This is a genomic window from uncultured Lacinutrix sp., assembly GCF_947500325.1.
Lineage (GTDB): Bacteria > Bacteroidota > Bacteroidia > Flavobacteriales > Flavobacteriaceae > Lacinutrix.
In genome coordinates this window covers 1-21,346 of the sequence record NZ_CANMRQ010000018.1, presented here as the reverse complement: position 1 = coordinate 21,346, position 21,346 = coordinate 1, and the positions used below count along the sequence as shown (strand labels likewise).

General features: G+C 28.9%; 25 protein-coding genes and 1 other RNA gene. 19 read left to right on the top strand and 7 right to left on the bottom strand.

Going from position 1 to position 21,346, the window contains the following annotated elements; translation table 11 throughout:
• Positions 1-281 precede the first annotated feature (281 nt).
• Together kdsA and Q0997_RS16365 are read left to right on the top strand one after the other, a co-directional pair.
• Positions 282-1,100 carry a 3-deoxy-8-phosphooctulonate synthase gene (gene kdsA / locus Q0997_RS16370; protein ID WP_299890733.1) on the top strand — a complete coding sequence of 273 codons (819 nt, stop codon included), beginning with the start codon at positions 282-284 and terminating at the stop codon, positions 1,098-1,100.
• A 19-nt stretch (positions 1,101-1,119) separates the two neighbouring features.
• Positions 1,120-1,983 (top strand): hypothetical protein, encoded by an 864-nt coding sequence (locus Q0997_RS16365; RefSeq protein ID WP_299890731.1) that lies wholly within the window; start codon positions 1,120-1,122, stop codon positions 1,981-1,983.
• Here Q0997_RS16365 and Q0997_RS16360 read toward each other — a convergent pair.
• On the bottom strand, positions 1,980-2,348 hold the full coding sequence (locus Q0997_RS16360; protein ID WP_299890729.1) for a DUF1801 domain-containing protein: 369 nt from the start codon (positions 2,346-2,348) through the stop codon (positions 1,980-1,982). The two genes, Q0997_RS16365 and Q0997_RS16360, sit on opposite strands and share 4 nt — an antisense overlap.
• A 39-nt stretch (positions 2,349-2,387) precedes the next feature.
• Here Q0997_RS16360 and Q0997_RS16355 point away from each other — a divergent pair, with 39 nt between their 5' ends.
• Positions 2,388-3,353, top strand: coding sequence for a transglutaminase domain-containing protein (locus Q0997_RS16355; RefSeq protein ID WP_299890727.1), 966 nt, complete (start codon positions 2,388-2,390; stop codon positions 3,351-3,353).
• On the opposite strand, the gene Q0997_RS16350 is transcribed toward Q0997_RS16355, so the two are convergent.
• Positions 3,350-3,709 (bottom strand): hypothetical protein, encoded by a 360-nt coding sequence (locus Q0997_RS16350; protein WP_299890725.1) that lies wholly within the window; start codon positions 3,707-3,709, stop codon positions 3,350-3,352. The genes Q0997_RS16355 and Q0997_RS16350 overlap by 4 nt on opposite strands.
• 117 nt (positions 3,710-3,826) lie before the next feature.
• A complete protein-coding gene (locus tag Q0997_RS16345; RefSeq protein ID WP_299890723.1) occupies positions 3,827-4,117 on the bottom strand; it encodes a hypothetical protein in 291 nt (96 codons plus the stop codon).
• 316 nt (positions 4,118-4,433) lie between these two features.
• On the opposite strand from Q0997_RS16345, the gene Q0997_RS16340 reads away from it, so the two are divergent.
• The 10 genes from Q0997_RS16340 (at position 4,434) to Q0997_RS16295 (ending at position 11,230) form a co-directional block, all read left to right on the top strand.
• Positions 4,434-5,309 (top strand): hypothetical protein, encoded by an 876-nt coding sequence (locus tag Q0997_RS16340; protein ID WP_299890721.1) that lies wholly within the window; start codon positions 4,434-4,436, stop codon positions 5,307-5,309.
• A gap of 173 nt (positions 5,310-5,482) precedes the next feature.
• Positions 5,483-6,091, top strand: a complete 609-nt coding sequence (locus tag Q0997_RS16335) for a hypothetical protein (RefSeq protein WP_299890720.1) — start codon at positions 5,483-5,485, stop codon at positions 6,089-6,091.
• Positions 6,088-6,408 (top strand): hypothetical protein, encoded by a 321-nt coding sequence (locus Q0997_RS16330; RefSeq protein WP_299890718.1) that lies wholly within the window; start codon positions 6,088-6,090, stop codon positions 6,406-6,408. Before Q0997_RS16335 ends, Q0997_RS16330 begins: the two co-directional genes overlap by 4 nt.
• On the top strand, positions 6,408-6,875 hold the full coding sequence (locus Q0997_RS16325; RefSeq protein WP_299890716.1) for a hypothetical protein: 468 nt from the start codon (positions 6,408-6,410) through the stop codon (positions 6,873-6,875). Before Q0997_RS16330 ends, Q0997_RS16325 begins: the two co-directional genes overlap by 1 nt.
• A 39-nt stretch (positions 6,876-6,914) precedes the next feature.
• Positions 6,915-7,208: a transcriptional regulator gene (locus tag Q0997_RS16320; protein WP_299890714.1), complete on the top strand. Its 294-nt coding sequence runs from the start codon at positions 6,915-6,917 to the stop codon at positions 7,206-7,208.
• Positions 7,209-7,261: 53 nt separating this feature from the next.
• The gene (locus Q0997_RS16315; RefSeq protein ID WP_299890712.1) at positions 7,262-8,665 is read left to right on the top strand and encodes a DUF4173 domain-containing protein; all 1,404 of its coding nucleotides are present in this window, start codon (positions 7,262-7,264) and stop codon (positions 8,663-8,665) included.
• A 371-nt stretch (positions 8,666-9,036) separates the two neighbouring features.
• On the top strand, positions 9,037-9,543 hold the full coding sequence (locus Q0997_RS16310; RefSeq protein ID WP_299890710.1) for a Coq4 family protein: 507 nt from the start codon (positions 9,037-9,039) through the stop codon (positions 9,541-9,543).
• Positions 9,530-10,183 carry an ElyC/SanA/YdcF family protein gene (locus tag Q0997_RS16305; protein WP_299890709.1) on the top strand — a complete coding sequence of 218 codons (654 nt, stop codon included), beginning with the start codon at positions 9,530-9,532 and terminating at the stop codon, positions 10,181-10,183. Before Q0997_RS16310 ends, Q0997_RS16305 begins: the two co-directional genes overlap by 14 nt.
• Entirely contained in the window at positions 10,180-10,572 is a 393-nt protein-coding gene (locus Q0997_RS16300; RefSeq protein WP_299890707.1) for a DUF2809 domain-containing protein, read from the top strand. Before Q0997_RS16305 ends, Q0997_RS16300 begins: the two co-directional genes overlap by 4 nt.
• A complete protein-coding gene (locus Q0997_RS16295) occupies positions 10,559-11,230 on the top strand; it encodes a DUF1361 domain-containing protein (protein ID WP_299890706.1) in 672 nt (223 codons plus the stop codon). Before Q0997_RS16300 ends, Q0997_RS16295 begins: the two co-directional genes overlap by 14 nt.
• A gap of 36 nt (positions 11,231-11,266) precedes the next feature.
• On the opposite strand, the gene Q0997_RS16290 is transcribed toward Q0997_RS16295, so the two are convergent.
• The 4 genes from Q0997_RS16290 to Q0997_RS16275 form a co-directional block, all read right to left on the bottom strand.
• Positions 11,267-12,307, bottom strand: a complete 1,041-nt coding sequence (locus tag Q0997_RS16290) for a carboxypeptidase-like regulatory domain-containing protein (protein ID WP_299890705.1) — start codon at positions 12,305-12,307, stop codon at positions 11,267-11,269.
• A gap of 315 nt (positions 12,308-12,622) precedes the next feature.
• Entirely contained in the window at positions 12,623-15,031 is a 2,409-nt protein-coding gene (locus Q0997_RS16285; RefSeq protein WP_299890704.1) for a carboxypeptidase-like regulatory domain-containing protein, read from the bottom strand.
• A 99-nt stretch (positions 15,032-15,130) separates the two neighbouring features.
• Positions 15,131-15,949: an SDR family oxidoreductase gene (locus Q0997_RS16280; RefSeq protein ID WP_299890703.1), complete on the bottom strand. Its 819-nt coding sequence runs from the start codon at positions 15,947-15,949 to the stop codon at positions 15,131-15,133.
• A gap of 10 nt (positions 15,950-15,959) precedes the next feature.
• Positions 15,960-17,168, bottom strand: a complete 1,209-nt coding sequence (locus Q0997_RS16275; protein WP_299890701.1) for an NAD(P)-dependent oxidoreductase — start codon at positions 17,166-17,168, stop codon at positions 15,960-15,962.
• A 257-nt stretch (positions 17,169-17,425) separates the two neighbouring features.
• On the opposite strand from Q0997_RS16275, the gene ssrA reads away from it, so the two are divergent.
• The 6 genes from ssrA (at position 17,426) to Q0997_RS16245 (ending at position 21,085) form a co-directional block, all read left to right on the top strand.
• Positions 17,426-17,821, top strand: a transfer-messenger RNA (tmRNA) gene (gene ssrA, locus Q0997_RS16270).
• Positions 17,822-18,008: 187 nt separating this feature from the next.
• On the top strand, positions 18,009-18,398 hold the full coding sequence (locus tag Q0997_RS16265; protein WP_299890699.1) for a hypothetical protein: 390 nt from the start codon (positions 18,009-18,011) through the stop codon (positions 18,396-18,398).
• 464 nt (positions 18,399-18,862) lie between these two features.
• On the top strand, positions 18,863-19,186 hold the full coding sequence (locus tag Q0997_RS16260) for a hypothetical protein (RefSeq protein ID WP_299890698.1): 324 nt from the start codon (positions 18,863-18,865) through the stop codon (positions 19,184-19,186).
• Entirely contained in the window at positions 19,167-19,874 is a 708-nt protein-coding gene (locus Q0997_RS16255) for a TauD/TfdA family dioxygenase (protein ID WP_299890696.1), read from the top strand. Before Q0997_RS16260 ends, Q0997_RS16255 begins: the two co-directional genes overlap by 20 nt.
• A gap of 100 nt (positions 19,875-19,974) precedes the next feature.
• Positions 19,975-20,340: a hypothetical protein gene (locus Q0997_RS16250; RefSeq protein ID WP_299890694.1), complete on the top strand. Its 366-nt coding sequence runs from the start codon at positions 19,975-19,977 to the stop codon at positions 20,338-20,340.
• Between the two features lie 154 nt (positions 20,341-20,494).
• Positions 20,495-21,085, top strand: a complete 591-nt coding sequence (locus tag Q0997_RS16245; protein WP_299890692.1) for a hypothetical protein — start codon at positions 20,495-20,497, stop codon at positions 21,083-21,085.
• Positions 21,086-21,346: the final 261 nt, after the last annotated feature.

The window sequence follows — 21,346 nt, the reverse complement described above, 5'->3', positions numbered from 1 at the left end:
ACTGTGCCTTATTTTAAGCGTGCAAAGGTACTTAATTTTTATGGATTATTAACCATTTAAATATTATTTTGACATTACCTTTTCTATTCAATTCCTTTTTATGAAAAATTTAACGTAAGTAACTGAGCAACAAAGTCTCAAGATTTTTGTTATACTTACTTTAATAACAACACAATCGAAGCTTTTAAAGCTATAAAATGAAGAGGTAATACCTAATAGCATACTTGCTTTAAAATCAGTTTTTAATAGTATCTTTGCAACCTTAATTAAGAATATAGTATATGAATCTACAAGACATACCAAAGTTAAAACATGTAAACAGTGATAATTTTTTCCTTTTATGTGGTCCATGTGCCATTGAAGGAGAAGATATGGCTTTTAGAATTGCTGAACGTGTTGTAGAAATTACAAACAAATTAGCCATTCCTTATATTTTTAAAGGTAGTTTTAAAAAAGCTAACCGAAGTAGAATAGATAGTTTTACAGGGATAGGAAATGAAAAGGCATTAGAGATTTTGGCCAAGGTATCTGAAAAATTTGATGTACCAACAGTTACAGATATTCATGAAGCTAGTGATGCTGCTATAGCTGCTCAATATGTAGATGTATTACAAATACCTGCCTTTTTAGTAAGACAGACGGATTTAGTGGTCGCAGCTGCAAAAACAGGAAAAGTAGTAAACTTAAAGAAAGGACAATTTATGAGTCCTGAAGCTATGAAACATGCGGTACAAAAAGTAAAAGATTCTGGTAGTGATAAAGCATGGATTACAGATCGTGGAACTATGTTTGGGTACCAAGATATGATTGTAGATTTTCGTGGTATTCCAACTATGCGTGAATTTGCACCAACTGTTTTAGATGTAACACATTCATTACAACAACCTAATCAAACTGTTGGAGTTACTGGCGGAAGACCAGATATGATAGAAACTATTGCGCGAGCTGGTGTTGTAAATAATGTAGATGGATTATTTATAGAAACACATTTTGATCCAGCCAACGCTAAAAGTGACGGTGCTAATATGTTGCATTTAGATAATTTAGAAAGTTTATTAACTAACCTTACTGCTATTCGCAAAGTGGTAAAATCTTTATAACCGTCCTACAAAAACTATAATGACTAAACTAAATATTAAGAAGCTAACGCTTATAGCTTCTCTTTTTGTCTCGCTTATTACATTTGCTCAAGACAATAACGATATAAAAAAATATACAAGCTCTAATAAAGGTAAGTTTTATATTAGCTGGGGAGGAAACAGAGAAACATTCTCACAATCTGATATTCATTTTAAAGGTGAAGATTACGATTTCACTATTAAAAACGCTTCAGCCAGAGATAAACCTAAAGGGTGGCATATAGATTATATTAACCCTACGCGAATTACTATACCACAAACCAATTTTAAATTAGGTTATTTTATTAATGATCACTACTCTATTGCTCTTGGTGTAGACCACATGAAATATGTTTTAGTAGAAAATACAACTAAAAGTCTTACTGGTCATATAAACTTACCTGTAAGTGAACCAGGAAGTCAATTTAATGGTACTTTTAATGGTGAAGACTATTTTGTTTCTAGAGAATTTCTTCAGTTTGAACATACTAATGGTTTAAATTATGTGTATGCAGAATTTGCCAGACATGATGACATTTCGAGTATTTTTAACTTACCAAACACAGATAAATTTCAAGTAAATATTACTGAAGGTTTGGGTGCTGGTATTTTATACCCAAAAACAAATACAACTTTACTATTAAAAGAACGATACGATCAATTTCATATCTCTGGTTATGGAGTGCATTTAAATGTAGGTTTAAATCTTACCTTCTTTAAGCACTTTTATATTCAAGGAGATTTACGTGGTGGATTTATTAATATGCCTGACATAAGAACAACAAATAATACAAACGATAGTGCATCACAACATTTTTGGTTTTTACAACGTGTAATTTCAGTTGGTGGTATTTTTAGGCTTTAACGTTTGTAAAAACCATCTGTTTTATAATTATTAATTTCTTTAAGTATAGATATTAAAACAGTGTCATTAATTTCTTCTATCGTTTTATAACGTAGTGACTTTACCACTTTACGCTTTTCACCCACTAAATATTCTGTATATTTTGTAATATAAGCAGAATGCCAAAATGCAATATCTACAAACCCATTTTTATGGCTGGCATTAAAATAACATATTGGTCGTTTACCAACATAATAACAAGGTATTCGCCATTTATATTTCAATTCAACTTCAGGAATAGTCTGTTCTACAATTACCTGTAAATGCATTAATATTGAACGATATGGCTCTGGTTGTTTTAGTATATAATCTTCAGCTGGATTCATAATCAAATTTAATTTAATTATTTTTTCTTAAATTCATGTATGAAAAAAAATTATTTAACAGCACTACTTATATTAACAATACACTTTGTTTTTTCTCAAGATTATAGCAAAATTGATAATATTGTTAAATACTATCCCAAGTACTTTTATTCATTTGAAAACTTAGCAGAACAAATTAGTAATGATTTTGATTCAGAAATAGATCAAGTTAGAGCCTTATACTTTTGGGTTAGCAATAATATAAAATATGACTACGATCATAATCTAAGTTTAAAAATAAAAATAAATGAGACTGATTCATATCAAAGCAAAATAGAATACGATAGGATATTAATAGATCGCTATGCAAAAACCTGTTTAAAAGAAAATAGAGGCGTATGTGAAGGTTATTCATTAATAATAAAAAATACCCTAGATATATTAAACATTGAAAATAAATTAATAAAAGGTTATGCAAAAACGGGAATACAAGACATAGGAAATATTAGTGATATAAAAAATCATTCGTGGAATGCAATAAAAATTAATAATACATGGAGATTAATCGATGCAACTATGTCTACTGGCTTAACTAGAACAAATCAAGAAGAATTTAATTTTAATGATAATTATTTTTTAGTTGAACCTGAAGATTTAATTCTTTCGCATTTCCCTAAGTTTGAAGAATGGCAATTATTAAATAATACAGTAGAAAGAACTACATTTTTTTATGCTCCTTTTTTTCATGACACGTATTATTTTTCCAAACTCAAACTTCATGACAAAACATTGGGATTAATAAAAGTAAAGCCTAATGATAAAATTTCGTTAACCTTTGAAACTATTGATCCAAGAAAAACGTATTTATACAAATTTGATAAAGATGAATTACCTTCTGTTTTAACTTTAAAAAAAAGAAAAGAAAAATACATTACTAGTATTATTTTTAAGAAAAAAAACAATACTAGATTAACAATCTACGAGAATGGCAATCCAGTTATTAGTTTTAAAATAGATGCTATTTAAAACAAAGTAATTAAGCCTATTGCAATTAAACCTATACCAATAATAGCTTTAAATGGCATTAATTTATCTGATAATTTTTGAAGTGTATCTTTAAAAGCTGGTGCTTTTCCAATGGCATGAGTTAACAATAAAAAACCTCCTACTACACTAACAATATTAAACAAAACATTTCCTGCTCCAAATATTCGCATTAAACCTAAAACAACTAAGGCTCCTCCTATAGCAGTTTGAAAAGGTGCTAAAAAAGCAGCTATTTTATTAAAAAAATTACGCTCGCCGTCTAATTTATCTAGTGTAGCAAGCCCTAATAATATACCTCCTGCAATATTTGCAATTGTTAAAAGTGTTACAATCATAATATTAAATAGTATTTGGTTAGAACATAAATTTAATCAAAAAATACGTCTCGTTACAAAATTCTTAAAAAGAATTTCACTCAAAGTCAAAAAAACTAACATTACTTTTTTATGTAGTTAAGAGAAAATGAACTTAAAAATCTTAAAAGTAATATATACTGCTATTATTATAGATATAATAGTAACCAAAATTGTCTTTTTGAACTCTTGTTTTTTCTTAATATGAATTTTTTCTTTAATAACTCTCATTTTTTCAGGAGTAACTGTTTTAAATTTTAGCTCCTTAGAATATTTTTTATTTAGAGTTAATGCCTTATTTATAGAATCAGATCTCTTTTTATTAAGAAGATACCTTGAGCGTTCTTGCTTCATTCTATTAATCATGTCTACTGCATACGAAAACCCCATTATAATTTTTCTTAATATATATAGTAAGTATCTTAAATAGATAAAATGTTACAAATCAAAAAACTAGTTATTGAATAATAACACTAACCATATAGCTTTGTTTTTACTATATCTATTATATTTTTATAAGGAAAAACACCTTTTTTCCATAAGGTTATTAAATTCTTATTTAGGTTATTTTCCTCTTACACATGATACATTGCTAAACTAAATTTGCATCATAATATATTAAAACTGAGTTTAAAATTCTTGCTAGCAGAACTATTAAATTCTAATGTATTAACCAAAAGTATGTATTAATTTAAAAATGAAAAAAATGAAAATTTTAAATAATTTAAAAAAGTATTTAGTGTTAGCAACACTTGCATTATTTATTGCTTCATGTGAAAAAACTGAAATCATAGAAGAATCGCCTAATAATGAACAAGAGCTTAACGAAACTCCAACTGATGATGCTGTTTTTCCAACAGAAGTAAGTGAAATTGCGAAAGAAATTGCAAAAATTCAAAAAAACGGACATGAATATAGGTTTATTGCTGTAGGAGAAAATGATGATATGGTTGTTATTGAAAAGCTATATGGTATGGCTGAAAAGAATTCTGAAAGTAGCAATATAGATGGAGAGTTAACACCATTTGAAATCTTTATTGCTTTAACAGATGCTGCTGTTAAAGTTCCAGAACGTATTGCTATAACAGCAAAAGAATCTATCTACAAAAATTCAGGAAGACAAATTGATAAGTCTAACTTTCCTGTAGAAATTTTAGATGTTAATTATTCAGATTCTTTAACTCAAAAAGGATGTTATGACGTAGGTTACACAGGCTTTAGAAATTCATACTGTGGCGGAACTCCAGTAACCTCTACTCCTACAGACATTAGATTCTGTGATAATGGATTATGGACTTCAAATACTCGTAATTCTCATTATGGAGGATCATGGAGAGAACGTGATGATATTCAAACATGGACTAATGTGGTTTGTGGTTTAACAAGAGTACAATTCTATGCATGGAAAAGTAGTGGTATATGGCCATTTAATAGTTATTCATGGCATTTACAATACCAAGTAGATTTTACAAATGGTATTTGGTACGCAAATTACTATACTTCTGATTATACAGAAAGACAAGTAAAAAGAACTAGACCAACCAATAGCGGATCGTTTAGAGCATATACAAGATTCTTTTAAAAGAATATAAATTATAAAAATAGGCTACAATCTTTTAGATTGTAGCCTATTTTTTTTACCTATTTCTTAATAATACTTTTTTTCAAAACAGTAATACATTATAAAATTATGAAACTTTTAACTTGTTGAATTCAACTATTTTATTTTACTTTGTAATTCAAAGTACTTTTATTATGAGCAACGAAGATTATTTAAAAGACATTAGTGAGATTAAAAATTTAATGAATAAAAGCTCTCGCTTTATTTCATTAAGCGGTTTGTCTGGAATATTAGCAGGTATTTATGCACTTATTGGAGCTGCAACTGCTTATTATATTGTTAGTACTTATTCTAGAGGTTATTTAATGTTAGATGGCAAAATATTCTACATATGTGTTGCTATCTTATTAGCAGTTGCAGCTTTAAGTATTATTACGGGTATTTATTTAACAACTAGAAAAGCTAAAAAAAATGGAGAAGGCATTTGGGATACTTCTTCAAAACGATTAGTAGCCAATTTTATAACACCTTTAATAGTTGGAGGCCTTTATATTTTAATAATTTTAGATCAGCAAAAATATGGACAAACTGGAGCGCTAATGCTTATTTTTTATGGTTTAGCTCTAGTAAATGCTTCAAAATACAGCATTGGAGATATTCGCTATTTAGGCTATACTGAAATTGTTTTAGGATTAATATGTGCGCTATTACCTGGTTATGGCTTTTGGCTTTGGGTACTTGGCTTTGGTGTTATGCATATTGTATATGGCACTATAATGTATTTTAAATATGATGTAAAATGAATACAATTTTAAAAATAGCATTAATAGCAGTATTACTGGTTTATGCTGGAGGTTTAACCTATACATATTATTCAGATTATAAATTTCAGCAGCAATTTGATTTATACGATTTGGATAAAAACAACATGTTAAATGGTGATGAAATAACAGATATTACTCGTGAGTTTTTGAATAAAAAAGCAGCAAGAAAATCAACAAAACAAGCAATGATAATATTAATTCCTGTTTCATTAATTATTGGTTTATTTGTATTTGGAATGGCTTACCTATTTAAAAAGATAAAAACAATTAATGATAATGAAATTCTTTATAAGTAATGAGTATTGAGGTTCCAATAATAATTCTAATAATAGCTATTCCAACATATTTTATCGTGAAATGGCTTTTAAAAAGATTTATAGTTGATATAAAAACATTAAAAATAACATCAATAGTTGGAACAGCTATTTTGGCTCCATTTATATACATTGGATTTATACTCATTTTTATGAGTTACCTTTTTTATCAACCACAATATGAGTTTAATAAAAACAAGTGGATGGCAAGCAAACATTTAAGGCATGAAATGAGAGATGATATAGTTGAAAGCAGAATTTTAAATGGAAAAAACAAGTCTGAAATTGTAGAATTAATAGGAGAATCTAAAAATAATGATTCTTTAGATATTTGGGTATATGATTTAGGAATGTCAAGTGCCGGATTTGGCTGGCAATTTAATAGTTTAGAACTAAGTTTTGAAAATGGACAAGTAATGAATGTCAAAAAAACTGAAATTGTTCATTAAACAATTAATAAAAAAGTTCTCAGTTTAGCTGAACATAATATGAGCATAATAACTAACATAAATAAGCTTTTTGACCATCGTATTAGATTAGGTATCATGTCTATTTTAATGGTAAATGAATACGCCGATTTTAATACTCTTAAAGAACTCTTAGGTGCTACTGATGGTAATATTGCAAGTCATGTAAAAGCACTAGAGAAAGCAGAATATATTAAGATAGAAAAACAATTTATTGGCAAAAAACCCAATACACGTTATAGCACTACTGCTTTAGGCAAAGCAGAATTTAAAAAACACATTAATGCTTTAGAAAAACTTATAAAAAAACAATAACATATATTTTTTATTAATTCACTTTGAAAAACAAAGTACTTTTAAATACTATCATGAAGCAAATTATTATTATTATCTCGTCTCTTTTGTTTAGTACTATATTCTATAATCAGAATATAGGTTTAAACTTATCTCTTTTCAGTGTATTATCAATTATTGTTCTAATTATTGGCAATTCAAAAAAATTAATAAATAGAATAACAGTTACTTATGCTGTACTATATTTATTGACTGCTATTTTGGTATTCTTTCAGCATACTACATTATCTATAATAGCTAATTGTATTGCTTATTTTACTTTAATAGGCAGTGTTTCAGAAACCAAGTCTTCTATTTTTGTAAACTGGCTAAATGGATTATACACTAGCATTGCTGGTTTTTTTTATCGAAATTTTGATTTTGACGAAACAAAAGAGCATCCAAAACTTAAAAAAGATATTGATTTTTTTCATTGGATAAAACTCATTGGAATTCCTTTAGTTTTCTTCGTTTTTTTTATTCTGCTTTACAAAAATGGAAACTCTGTTTTTAATGATTTTATTTCACAAATAGATTTTAGATTCATCAATCTACAATGGATTCTATTTTCGATTTTGGGTTACTATTTATTCAATAATATTATTAATCCAGTTAAAGTAGATAGTGCAACTAAATCTGATTTAAAAACAGGGAATACACTTTATAAAACCGATACATTTTCAGTAGAAATTTTAAAAAAAGAAATACAATTAGGTACAACATTAATGTTATGTCTTAATGTATTGATTATTTTCTATTTAATAACAGAAGTTATTGCTTTAAATACTTCTTTAACAAATAATGCTGTTACGCTTTCAAATCAAATACATAGTGGCATTAATGCTCTAATAGCTTCAATCATTATTGCCATAATAATCATATTATATTTTTTTAGAGGGAATATAAATTTCTATAAAGCCAACAAAACATTGAAAAATCTATCCTTTATTTGGATAATATTAAATGCTACTTTAGTCATTCTCATAACCTTAAAAAACAATGATTATGTAACTACTTTCGGTTTTACTTACAAACGCATTGGTGTTTATATCTATCTATTACTAACATTTATTGGACTTATTACAACCTTTATAAAGGTACTTAAAATCAAGAATCTATATTTTCTATTTAGAGTTAATACTCAAATAGCCTTTGTTTTACTTATTCTATTAAGTACAATTAATTGGGATTGTACTATTACTAAATATAATATTAATCATGCACAATCTTTAGATTTAGATTATTTAATAAACTTATCTAATAAAAATGCTGTTTTACTTAATGAATATAAAAAAACTAAGGTATTTAGTTTTGACAAAAACCAAGCTATTAAGAAAAAATATAAAACCTATATAAAGCAGTTAAATAATAGAAACTGGCAAGAATACACTTATGCAAATTTTCAAAAAAACAGTAATTATAAAACATTAAACTACTAATGCATATACCATCAAACATAGGAAAATCCACACTACTTGCTACATGTATTTTCTGGACTATAAACTTTAGCAAAGATTTTGATTCTGATATTTTTTTACTTGTTTTCATGTCTATAATCCCAATATGTATTTCCGTAACAGCAGTAATAATAGGTACGATATGTCCTATATTTTGGTTATTAAAAAAAGAAAACGAAAGCAATACGCTTTTTTTTAAAAAATGGTTTCCTATTTATACCATTTTAGCTTTTAGCTTATGTGTATTTGGTGCGGTCGTATCAAATTTAGAATTCTATTTAGTAAGCTTTTATATAACCGTATACATAACAACAGCGCAATCTTGGGTATGGTTTGCGAAAGAAAAATAGATTATGAAAACACTTAGAAAACAACTTATTAATTGGCTCTTTGAGATATCTAGCAAAATATACACACAATTATTTAAAGATCATAAGCCATGGAGAATTACAAAAAAAGAACTACTTGGCTATACTAAAGATAGTTTTGGATATCATTTAGGTCTATTTTTAGATAAAAACAACTTTGAATTAATCCCAAAGGTAGAACGTCATGATTGCTTTCACGTGCTAACTAACTACAGCACAAAAGTAGAAGACGAAATTGCGCTACAGTATTTAAGCTTAGGTAATGGAAAAAACAGCCCATACTTGTTTGGAGCAATAATTTTGGGGACTATTATTCTACCAGATTATTTAACATATTATATAAAATCTTATAAAATAGGTAAACAAGTAAATGTGTTCCACAACTTGGACTTTAGACCCTTATTAAAGGTAAATATAGAGCAATTTCGAGAAGCTATTTTCACTAAGAAACAAATTCAAACTTTAAAAAAATTACATTGTGAACAGATTTAAAACTAAATTTTTAAAATACATAAAAAGACTTTCTATTTTTACAACTTTACTAGTAGTTTTCGCTGTAATATGTAACACTCTTATTATCTACAATGCTGAAGGAAAGACATTTTTACAAATTGAAAACCTCCCCAAAAACAAAGTAGGTTTAGTTTTAGGAGCAAGTAAGTATACCAATGGAAATCGTATTAATCTGTATTATAAATATAGATTAGAAGCTGCCGAAAAACTTTATAAAGCTGGTAAAATAGAATTTATTCTAATAAGTGGTGATAATAGTCGTAAAGAATACGATGAACCTTCAGATTTTAAAAACGATTTAATAGCTAAAGGTATTCCTACCCATAAAATATTTTTAGATTACGCTGGCTTTAGGACACTAGATTCTATGATTCGTGCAAAAGAAATTTTTGGACTAACAGAGTGCACTATTATTTCTCAAAAATTTCATAACGAACGTGCTATTTATTTAGCAAAAAAAAATGGTATTAATGCAATCGCCTACAATGCAAAAAATATAAATGGTCGCTATGGTATAAAAACAAACTTAAGAGAATATTTAGCAAAAACTAAAGCAATAATAGATGTTGTATTTAACGTTCAACCAAAGTTTCTAGTCGAAAAAATAGACATCTTATGAAGACATACTTCCAACCTTATTATTTTGCGGCATTTTATACGCTATTGTTAATAGAAATTGCCATTGCTTTACTATTAAAAAGTGGTTTTATTAGACATACTTTTGGTGATTTCTTAGTTGTGATTTTACTCTACTGCTTAATTAAAAGTTTCGTAAACATTAAATCGTTTTATGCATCTATAATTGTATTAATAATTGCATATACAATTGAATTTTTACAGCTATTCAATATTCTAGACTATTTAAATTTAAGAAACCATAAAATAATTAGCATTATTCTTGGCACTTCTTTTAGCATTCAAGACCTAATAGCATATACTTTAGGTATTGTTTTTATTCTATTTATTGATTTAATAATTATAAAAAAAATTAAAAATGAATCTAATTAAAAGTACAATCCCAAAACATAATAAATCGTTGATTGTAATATCTCTATTACTGTTAATGAGTTTTTCCATCCTATCCATAAGAGTTGTCATTACTAAAACCACTAATTATTTCTTTTTAATTTGGAATGTTTTTTTAGCATGTATTCCATATTTAATTACCATACATTTATCTAATAAAAAGAATTTAAATAAAATTGGGTTTGTTTTACTCTTTGCCTCTTGGTTAGCCTTTTTACCTAATGCGCCTTATATTATTACTGATTTGTTTCACTTAAAGCGTAGTGCATATAATATTATATGGATAGACACACTGCTTATTACTTCATTTGCTGCTACTGGTATACTTCTTTTTTATTTTTCATTAAATCTGATGAAAGCTCTATTATTAGATTTTTTTAATAAAAAAGTTTCAGAGATAATTATAATAGTTACAATATTTCTTTCTGCATTTGGCGTGTATATTGGTCGCTTTTTACGTTATAATTCTTGGGAAATATTGAGCCATCCAATGCCTTTAATAGAAGATGTTTTTAATATGATCTATCATCCAATAGTTTCAATAGAAGTATGGTTATTTACTTTAGCTTTTGGATTGTTTTTAGTTGCAGGTTATTATATTATAAATTGTTTTAAACTAAAAAGCGGATTAAAATATTAATATTTTAATCCGCTTTTTAGTTTAAATTCTTAGTTTCTACATATTTAAAACCATGTATTCTAAAATCTCATCTACTCTAGGTAAAACACTTCCTTCTGTATAGTTTTGAAAAGTAGCATAGAAAATAGTACCAGGAGTATCTACTCCATTATTTATTTTACCTACGCCATTATATAATCCATTTGTTTTTATAAGTAATGGTTGTTGAGCTGAATCTTCAACTAAAACATCCCAAAAATTAGTATCGATAGTATTTATTTGCATCCAATCTTCTAACTCATAATGTAAATTTAAAGTAGTAGAAGACATGTGAGTTGCAAAGTTAGCATCTGTAATTGTATTATTAATAGATAAACTTGGAGCTCCAGATCTTGTAGCGCATATAGTAAAATCATCAATAAATCCACCTGTTCGGGTTGTTCCACAATCTTGAGCATATTCATCATTACCAATAAGGTATTCTAATCCCCAACTAGAAACATACAAACTACCTCCAGTCTCAACGAAACTTTTTAAATTGCTATAGAAAGCTGCAGATTCTATTTGTGTAGAATAATCATCTGCGTTTAACATTAAAGCATCATAAGCCATAATCGCATTATTTTCTATGTCAGCCTTGCTTATTTCTACTAAAGCATAACCAGCATCTGTAGCTACAGTCTCAATACTATCTAAATCACCACCTAGATAAGCTATCTGGCCTACCATAGACAACCTTAAGTCTTGAGTATCTATTACTAAATTTTTACCTTCTTCTACATTTATAGCTAAAGATTTATTATATAATCTACCTGTTCCTGTATAAACTTTTAATTCTCCTTCTCCTACGGGAATTACAATATCAAAATCTCCAGAATTGTTTGTTTTAGAAGAATATGTCGTTCCATTTTTTTCATATGTAACAGAAGCATTTGCAACAGGTTTATTTGAAGAAGTAGTTACTTTTCCTACTACAGTTTCTAATATAATAGGTTGATCAAGATTTTCAGTATTAAATTCTTGATCTATTTCTTGTTCATTCTGACAAGCGGTTGCAGTAAATAACAATACGATTAATAGGTAAGCGTAATTTTTCATAATATAGGTTTGGGGTTTATTTCTGTTACAAATCTATATTAAAACACCAATCTATCATCATGTCTTTTTAGTGCTTAACCGAAAAAAAACGAAAGCAGTTCTACTAAACGTAATACATCTAGCAAATATGCATTTCCTCTGTAATTCAGCACTATATATTAACATGTGTTAATTTTTTTAATAACAAATAGAATAAACGTTACTATTAGAAATAACATAAATGATGATGTATTTAAATAAGCTAGATCTCTTAATTAAAATAAAAAAGAGACTCTAAACGAGCCTCTTTTTTATTTTTATATTGATTATTTTACACTAATCATTATCATTAATAATTCCTGCAACTGGTGTTACAGCATTTAAAGTACCTTGAATTATGGTACCTTCTAATGTAAAAGTTTCATCACCTTCAATTAATATATCATCAGTAGCTAAAATGGTTACTGTATTCGCAACAGTATCGCCTTGCTCTATAAACATCGAAAAACTTTGTAGTTCAAAATCATCATTACTAGTACTTCCATTTACTATTTGAAAATCTACTTGTATTAAATCTAAAGCTGGTGTATCTATATTAAATTGATAATTAAAGCTACTTCCTTCTACTACAGAATTACTTACAGTAATTGTTAAAGTAGGTATTGTAGGTATACTCATATCATCATTTGGATCTGTTCCCGCAATAGCTTCTTGACAGTCGTTAAAACCATCATTATCACTATCATCATTATTTGGATTCGTAATATTTCCATTAGGATTACATACTGTACTTGAACTATCAACACCTGTTGTTTCTTCACAGTCCGTTAACCCATCATTATCTGAGTCTAAATCTTCTTGAATTAATAACACATCTACTACTGCTGTTTCATTAGTTATACTATTAGTAGCACGAACAAAAATAGTTTGAGGACTTGTACTTATTGTAAATGGACTAACTAAAGCATTTATATCTGCATTTGCATCAGCTTGAGTTAAATAAAACACATATGTATTGTTTATAAAAGCTGGATTATAATATTGACTAACCATAATATTAAAATCGTAAACAAGACTTGGAAGGCAACCACTAGTATTAGGTATCTCAAGTAACAATACTTGTACATCTTGAGAATCTAAATAATCTGGAATATTATCGCCATCGCTATCTTCATTCATTGGGTTACCATCATTATCATAGTCTTCATCTATAGTATTTACTCCATCTCCATCATCATCTATATCTAAATAGTCTGGAGTTCCATCGTTATCTGTATCATCATTATCAAAATTAAAATCTGAATTTATATCTTCATCTATATCTAAAACACCATCACTATCGGCATCTCCTAATGTATTACAAGACATTTGTGAACCTAAGTCTGTAGTTGGAGATATAAAATTTCCAGAAATAACATCGGAAGATTGCCCATTAGCCACATCAACTAATTGAATTGAATATGTAGTATCTGAAGCGCAATAATTTATTACACTAGAGAACATTCCATCTACAACAGGAATAGTAGAAAATTGCCCATTATAAAGCAATTGCAAATATCCATTAGTAATTGGATCTCCGTTACAATCATTTAAAGTCGCTGTTAAAGTAGTTGTTAAAGCTGTTGAATCGACAACAGTAATTGTAATATTCTGATTATCGGAAAAGGGTCCAATAGTAGTAGTAAAATTATTATTAACACAGCCATAATCTGGAACCGTTAATACTAACGATTCATTTGCAGGTAACAAACCGCAAACCAAACCATCACTATTTGTCCAACCAGATGTTGTTGGAGACCATGTAGCAATATCTGTTGTAATTTGAACTAAAGTATTAGTAAGAGGCACATTGTTTTCATCTACCATAGTAACACAAAAATCTATAGTTTCAAACGGCGCATCACAATTCCAAAAGCTAAAATGAGATACATCTCCAACATATCTATTGCCATCTAAAGTAGCCATACCTTCTTCTTTCCAATACCCATTGTCTTCATCAAAATACCAAAGAGGAATCGTAGCTGGTGGATTAGTAATTGTACTTACAACAGGAATTCTTATGGTTGCCGTAGATCCAGATGCTATAGTTAGTTCTTCTCCATTATCACCTCTTAACTCAACAGATAACATGCCGTAGGTTTCTAATACTCTCAAATCACCTGTGGCATTTTCCGCTAATAAAGCACCAGGCATTTGTAATGGCATATTTTCATCATCAACACTTAATGACCTTACAGTAACACTAATATTGCCTTGATAAGGTTGTCCTAATTCATTTTGAAAATCCCCAGGCAACTCTACTTCTGCTCCATCAGGTAGATCTATTGTTAAAGGCTGCCCACTAATTATTACTGCTGTAGGTTCTATAGATAATAACATAATTTTTACTTGATTTACACCAGCTGTTGGCACTAATGATCTTGAACCATCAATAAAACCATCTTTACTTACTGTTATATATGCAAATTTCTCATAGACCGTAGCATCCAAAATAGAAAATACGCCATTACTATCTGTGGTTGTAGACTCTGTACCAATACTTATCTCTGCCCCTACTACGGGATTATTTTGTTCATTTACTACAGTTCCAATAAATCTTGCTTGGATATCTGCCCCAAAATTTTCTAAAAATGGATTTACATCTCCTTGCTCTGTTGTTTCATTAATAGGGACATTATTATCATTTTCGCATGCAGCAATTGAAAACAATAATACAAGTAAAATGATATTCTTGATTGATTTCATAGTCTATAACGTTGATTTTATACTATAAAGATACAACACTAGTAAAATGGTTGCGTCTTTAAATTAACAATTAATATAGTTTAACTACTAGGTTAAACGTTAAGAAACTTCTTTTAATATTTTTACTTCATTAGAAGTTGCTCTATTCTTCTCTTGAATAGTTCTTACAATTGAAGTTGCTCTTTTTCGTGATAACAAACGTGGTAAGTTTGATAAAAACTTATTAAACGTTCCAGGTACCGCTACAACTTTACCTTTTAGCATGGCTTTATATCCATATGCAGCAACTTCTTTTGGGCATGCCATATTAAAGCTAATTTTATTATCACAAGAATTACTAGATACTACTTCTTGAAAAGACGTTTTTGTTGGACCAGGGCATAAAACAGTTACAGATACTCCAGAGTCCTTAAGCTCATTTGCAATGGCTTCTGAAAACGATAACAAATAAGATTTAGAAGCATAGTATAATGCCATCATTGGTCCTGGTTGAAACGCCGCCAATGAAGAAACATTTAATATTTTCCCCTTTTTCCTATCAGTCATTCCTTGTAAAACAAGCTTAGTTAAATGTGTAGTAGTAACGATATGTAGATTTAACATATCTAATTCTCGTTTCCAACTTGTATTAACAAAAGAACCAAAAAGTCCAAAACCAGCACAATTTACTAACACATCTATTGATGGTATGCTTTTTATTTTATTATAAACAGATTCTGCACTATTAACTTCACTTAAATCTATAGCTATACTTCTTACGTTAGTATTATAAGTTGCGATTATATTAGATTCAATAGCAAGAAGCTTATCCTTATCTATATCTATTAAAACCAGATCATAGCTATCTTTAGCTAATAAAAGCATTAATTCATACCCTAATCCGGATGCTGCTCCAGTTACTACTGCTGTTTGGGACATATTTTATAAATTATTCTTTACCATCTACATAATCCTGTAAATAAGCAAAGCGTTTGGTTAGTTTTCCGTCTTTAGTTGTCATTTGCGCACGCTCTAAAATGCCATTAGAGTCATTATTAAAAAATGCAGGAATAACATGTTTTAAAAACATATCTCCAAAACCTTCACTAGCATCTTTTGGTAATTCGCAAGGTAAGTTATCTACAGCCATTACTGTAATAGCATTCTTTGCATTAAAATCTACTTCTTTTTCTTGCTTTGCATCATATCCATAAAAAGGATCTGCTATAGTAGAAGGTCTTATTGTACTAGCAACTGGTCCATCTATATCACAAGACACATCGGCTACTAAATTTATTCTAAATTCGGGATGTTTTGCATCGTCTCGTGTAAATAAATAAGGTGCTCCATCTCCATAAAAATGTCCAGCAATAAAGAAATCTGTTACTTTAGCATAGGGCATAAAATTACTTTCATAACCACTAGGATCTTTATAAAAAGCAAATTTGTCTCCTACTTTACCATCTTCTCTTTTATTATACTCCATAACATCTGCCATACAATATACTGGCTCAGTAAAGTCTGCTGTTAAATATAAAGCATCACTAACTTCTTTTATTTTTAAATGATCCAATATTTCTTTGGCGCCTTTAGCTACTTTTCCTGTTCCTGTTAAAAGAATTTTAATATTTGGTAAAGTAATTTTGTCTAATTCTGCTTTAACAGCATCTAAATCTGATAATGTTTCCACTTTAGGTAAATTAAACAAACCATCTCGAAGACCTAAAACTCTAAAACCATTATAAGCACCTACTAAACCAGCATAACGACCAAAACCAATTAATCTTGCTCCGCTCTTTTTAACTATAGTTTCGTGATCAAATAATTCTATTTTTTTATCTAAAATCGCTTTAAGAAGTTTACGATTATATGGCTGCTTCTTTATAGTATGACTAAAGAAAAAGTATTTTTTATTTGGAATTAAATCTTTAATTGGGACTTCTTTAACTCCAAACATAACATCTGCATTTGTTATATTCTCTGAAACGTTAAAACCTAAGTCTTTATATTCTGAATCTTTAAACACACGAATATCTGATGATTCTACAACTATTTCAGCATTTGAAAATTGTTCTTGTAATGTTTTTAAATCTTTAGGAGAAAAAACTACTCGACGATCTGGAGGATTCTTGCGTTCTTTTATTATTGCAAACTTCATTTAAAATCACTTATTTTCATTTCCACATCTTAAAACCGTCTCAAAGCCAGTTGTGAAAACTTTATTATCTACCACTTAAACTACTGACATTAAATGACAAAGCTTTATAATGGAATACTTTTTGCACGAAAATAAGTGGATTTGCAGGCTTATACAAACTTTTTGGTAACTTTGCTGCCCGTATTAAGAATTAGACACAGATTATATTTTAATAAATATTGAATATTTCTTAATTGGAAATGATAAAATTACTATTTGGGGTCGACTGGTTTTGACAGCGAGATTAATAAAATGGTAAGCACGTCGAGTAATGATTTTGAACTCGTAAAACGCTAAGTCAACTTTTTAAACGGCGAGAATAACTACGCTTTAGCTGCCTAATCTGAATTATAGTAGGATTAAGCCTCGGTACACAAGGTGTACAAGCTTTATGTCTCCGGAAAGCCTTGATTGACGGCGTTCCATTTTGAGGCATCGTAAATGTCAATATAGATTAGGTAGCGCTTTGATGCCTTTTCGAAACTAAAGAAGATAAGTTAAAAGTAGGTTGTCTTTAACCAGTTTTTAATCGAAAACCTAAGAAAAGAATAAGCGTGTAGAAAGCTCTTTTGTTACTTGTTTGGACGAGAGTTCGATTCTCTCCGACTCCACTATTAAACCCTTGAATACATTTTATTTTCAAGGGTTTTTAATTTCAGGGGAAGCTTAGGGGAAAGTAATTTTTAAAATCACTGAGAATTATTAACTAACTAAAAACTATAGTTTAAAAGAATTGAACTTCTTAAATTATTTTATATACAAGGTAACTATATAACCTTGTTGTAGCACATTTGAAAACCAATGAAACCTGAATTAAAATACATAGAATTAAAAAGCGGATTTGGAGATTATGGACCTGCTTGGATTGGAATAGCGGAATTTTCTAAATCTGGACGAACTGTTTATTTTAATGGCAAGGCTTTAAAAAACACTAATGCAATGGGAATTGAAGGTGGTAATCATTATGATATTGAGACTGGAGAAGAATATTGGGTTTCAGGAATTAAAAAAAACGGAGCTGACCGACATTGGGCAGGTGGAGGAAAAATAATGATTGACAGAAATGTTATTGAACAATATCTGAATTTGGTAGACTTCAATACATTGGATAAAAAACATTTTACATTGGTTGATATATTACCAACGGATAAGCAAAAATTTTCTGTATTAGAAAACCAAAAGCTGAATTAAAGCTGTGAAATGAAAAAGAATACTCATATCATTTTAGGCATAATTCAATCTATTTTATCAATTTACTGGTTGTATCATATAATTTCTCTTTACATAGCTTATCAAAATCCAAACATCTCTTTCTTCTTTAGGCTTCCGAATTGGGTTATACTTTCAAACATTACATTAAGTGTTATTAACTTATACTTTGGAATAAAATTAATGAACGGAAAAATATCAAACAAACGAAGTTACTTGACGATGATACTTTTAATTATCATTGGAAGATTGATAAATATTTTTAGTGTTGCGTAAAATAAAAACGTCCTAGAACACCGTGTATAATTAATTGCTTTGACAAGTACTTATTTGGAAAATTCCTAAGGAATTTTCTCGCGCTCGTTTTTGTTTACTAAATTAGTTGCTTATACATACATAAACACGTTAGACAAAATAGTAAACAATCTATTGATCAAAAAAAAATTATGGACATTCAGTATTTCTTAGATCACGATCAAGATGGCAACCCAATTTTAAAACATATTAATATTGATATTATAGAAGAGGCTCCAATTGAGGAACTAATAATTAAATTACACGAAGCTATAGGAGAACCATTACATAAGGAGCTAAAATATGATGGGGAAATCATCAAAATCTCTTGTAGTCATTTCTTTCAATCTGATTCGAGTGGAGGAGTTTATAGCGGAATCGAGGATTCAAGTAAAAAAATAAGTGAATTTCCAAAATATGGATTAAACGGAGAACTCAGCTTGTTTATAGAAAGAAATGAAGGATTTGTTAATTAAATATGATTTTAAAAAAAATATCGATCCGAATGAGATCGTTAATAAATTAAATTCTGGTAGATACATAATACAAATTAAAAATTTCCCAAAAGAAGACTTAATTTATGAAACTTTTATTTCCAAATTAGGTAATCCAATAATTGAAAGAAGAAACAATAAAGGAAGATCTGTTTTTGATGTAAAAATATCTCGTCAAAATAATCTCTTTAAGTCTTTGGCGAACTCTAATTTGCGATTACCTTTACATACAGATTGTTCTGATTTTGAAAAAATCCCAAATTGCATAGGTTTACTCTGTATAGAAACAGCAATAGAAAAACAAGGAATCAATAACTTTGCTTTTTTAAAAAATATCTTAAAAAAACTTAGTCAACAGGATCTGAATTATTTAATAAAAAAGAAATGGTCATTTAGAAATCAAAACCGTTCAATTTTAAGCCAAAAAAAAGATTATTACGGAATATGTTATGATAGAGTTATGATCGAATCTTTTTCTGAAATAAGTCAAAATGAAGTTGAAAAATTAAATCAATTAGATGAAATTTTCGAAAGTTGCAAGTTCAATTTTCAGTTAAAAGAAGGTTATTTAGTTTTATTTAGAAATGACCTAATTCTACACGGACGTGAAGGTTTTGAACAGGGTTCAGAAAGACTTATTAAACGGGTAAGATTCAACACTTTTAACTAGAAGTACTTTGTCTAACAATTTGTATATTACATATACACCCTTTGGGTTGCAAACGCTACACACAAGAGACGTTGTGCGTCATTTAAAAACTTCATAAATAATGAGTAAGGAAAATATAAAGAGTTTAAGATTTAGTATTCCAACTAGAACGATATTTAATTTTCAAGGAGAAGAAATGTATGAAGAAACTCTGGAAGACTACTTTAAATTGATAATTTGTGAAGAGTTACTGAGGAAAAGCATCTGGTTTGATTTTAATTATCACGCTTTTGAAGTAAAAGATGGATTTGGAACCGAACTTAAGTATAAAGGAATGGATATTGATTTGACAATTGTAATACAGAAACTTATCAAAAGTAAACTCAGACTAGGATTAATTGTACAAAAATTTGAAGATGGATATTGGATTGAGAAATACAATGACGCTAAAAGAATGAAATACAAAGAATTTGATATTGGGAATTAATAGAAACGAACTTACAACACCGTGTATAGTTAATTGCTAGAGTCTCGTATATTCTAATCGGAAAATTCCACGAATTTCCCTCAGGTCCATACCTTTTGCTATCTTAGTTTCTAAACGCAACGAAATCATACACAAACACGTTATGTGCACAGAAATGACTGATAAAGAACAGAAATATTATAAGAGAATAAAGTCAAGTTTCATCGGACAGACAATAAAGGAAGTCTATTACGAAGAACTTGATTATGACACTGACTCTGAGTTTTGGGAAATTTCAGATGAAATTCATTCTGTTGATATGAATGTAATTTTCAGATTAGACAATGACCAGCTTCTGCAAATCAAATGGGACAATGAATTCTATTGTTATGGTATTGGATTTGAAAACCTACCAGAAATAATAAAAAGAGAAGGATTTAAAACTATTAACGTTTCTAATAATTCGAATTGGAAAAAATTCATTGACAAGGCAATTAGCGGAATTAAAGTATTGTGGGATATAAGTGAAGGTGTAACCTCGACTTACTCTGAAAACAGAATCATAAAAAAAGAAAATAGCATTACGAAATTACCTCAGACTTGGGAATTAAGCTTTGATAATGAAAAAGTTTGGATTTCTGCCCTTGAAATTGATGGTGAGAAACGAGCTAATTTCTGGGCTGACCATTTAAGCGTAATATTTACAAACCATGAACAAGAAAAATACCAACTAATAGAAAAAGCCAGCACTCAACACGGAATATAGCAAATAGAGCGTTCGGTAGTTTATGAAAGTTCAGTGCTAATAACCAACACCGCCAAATCGTTGCTTTGGCTTTTAAGAATGAATAAATTAAAAACAAAACACAACGTTTTAGCTCAGTGCAAACCCGAAAGTTTATTGCTTTCTACTGCCCTACTTGCCATATATTAAACGTTGTGCTTAATACGGTACGTTAAAGGCACATAGTTTACAAAGTTAAAGGGACATAGTTTACACTTTTTCAAGTTATAATTTGAGACAAAA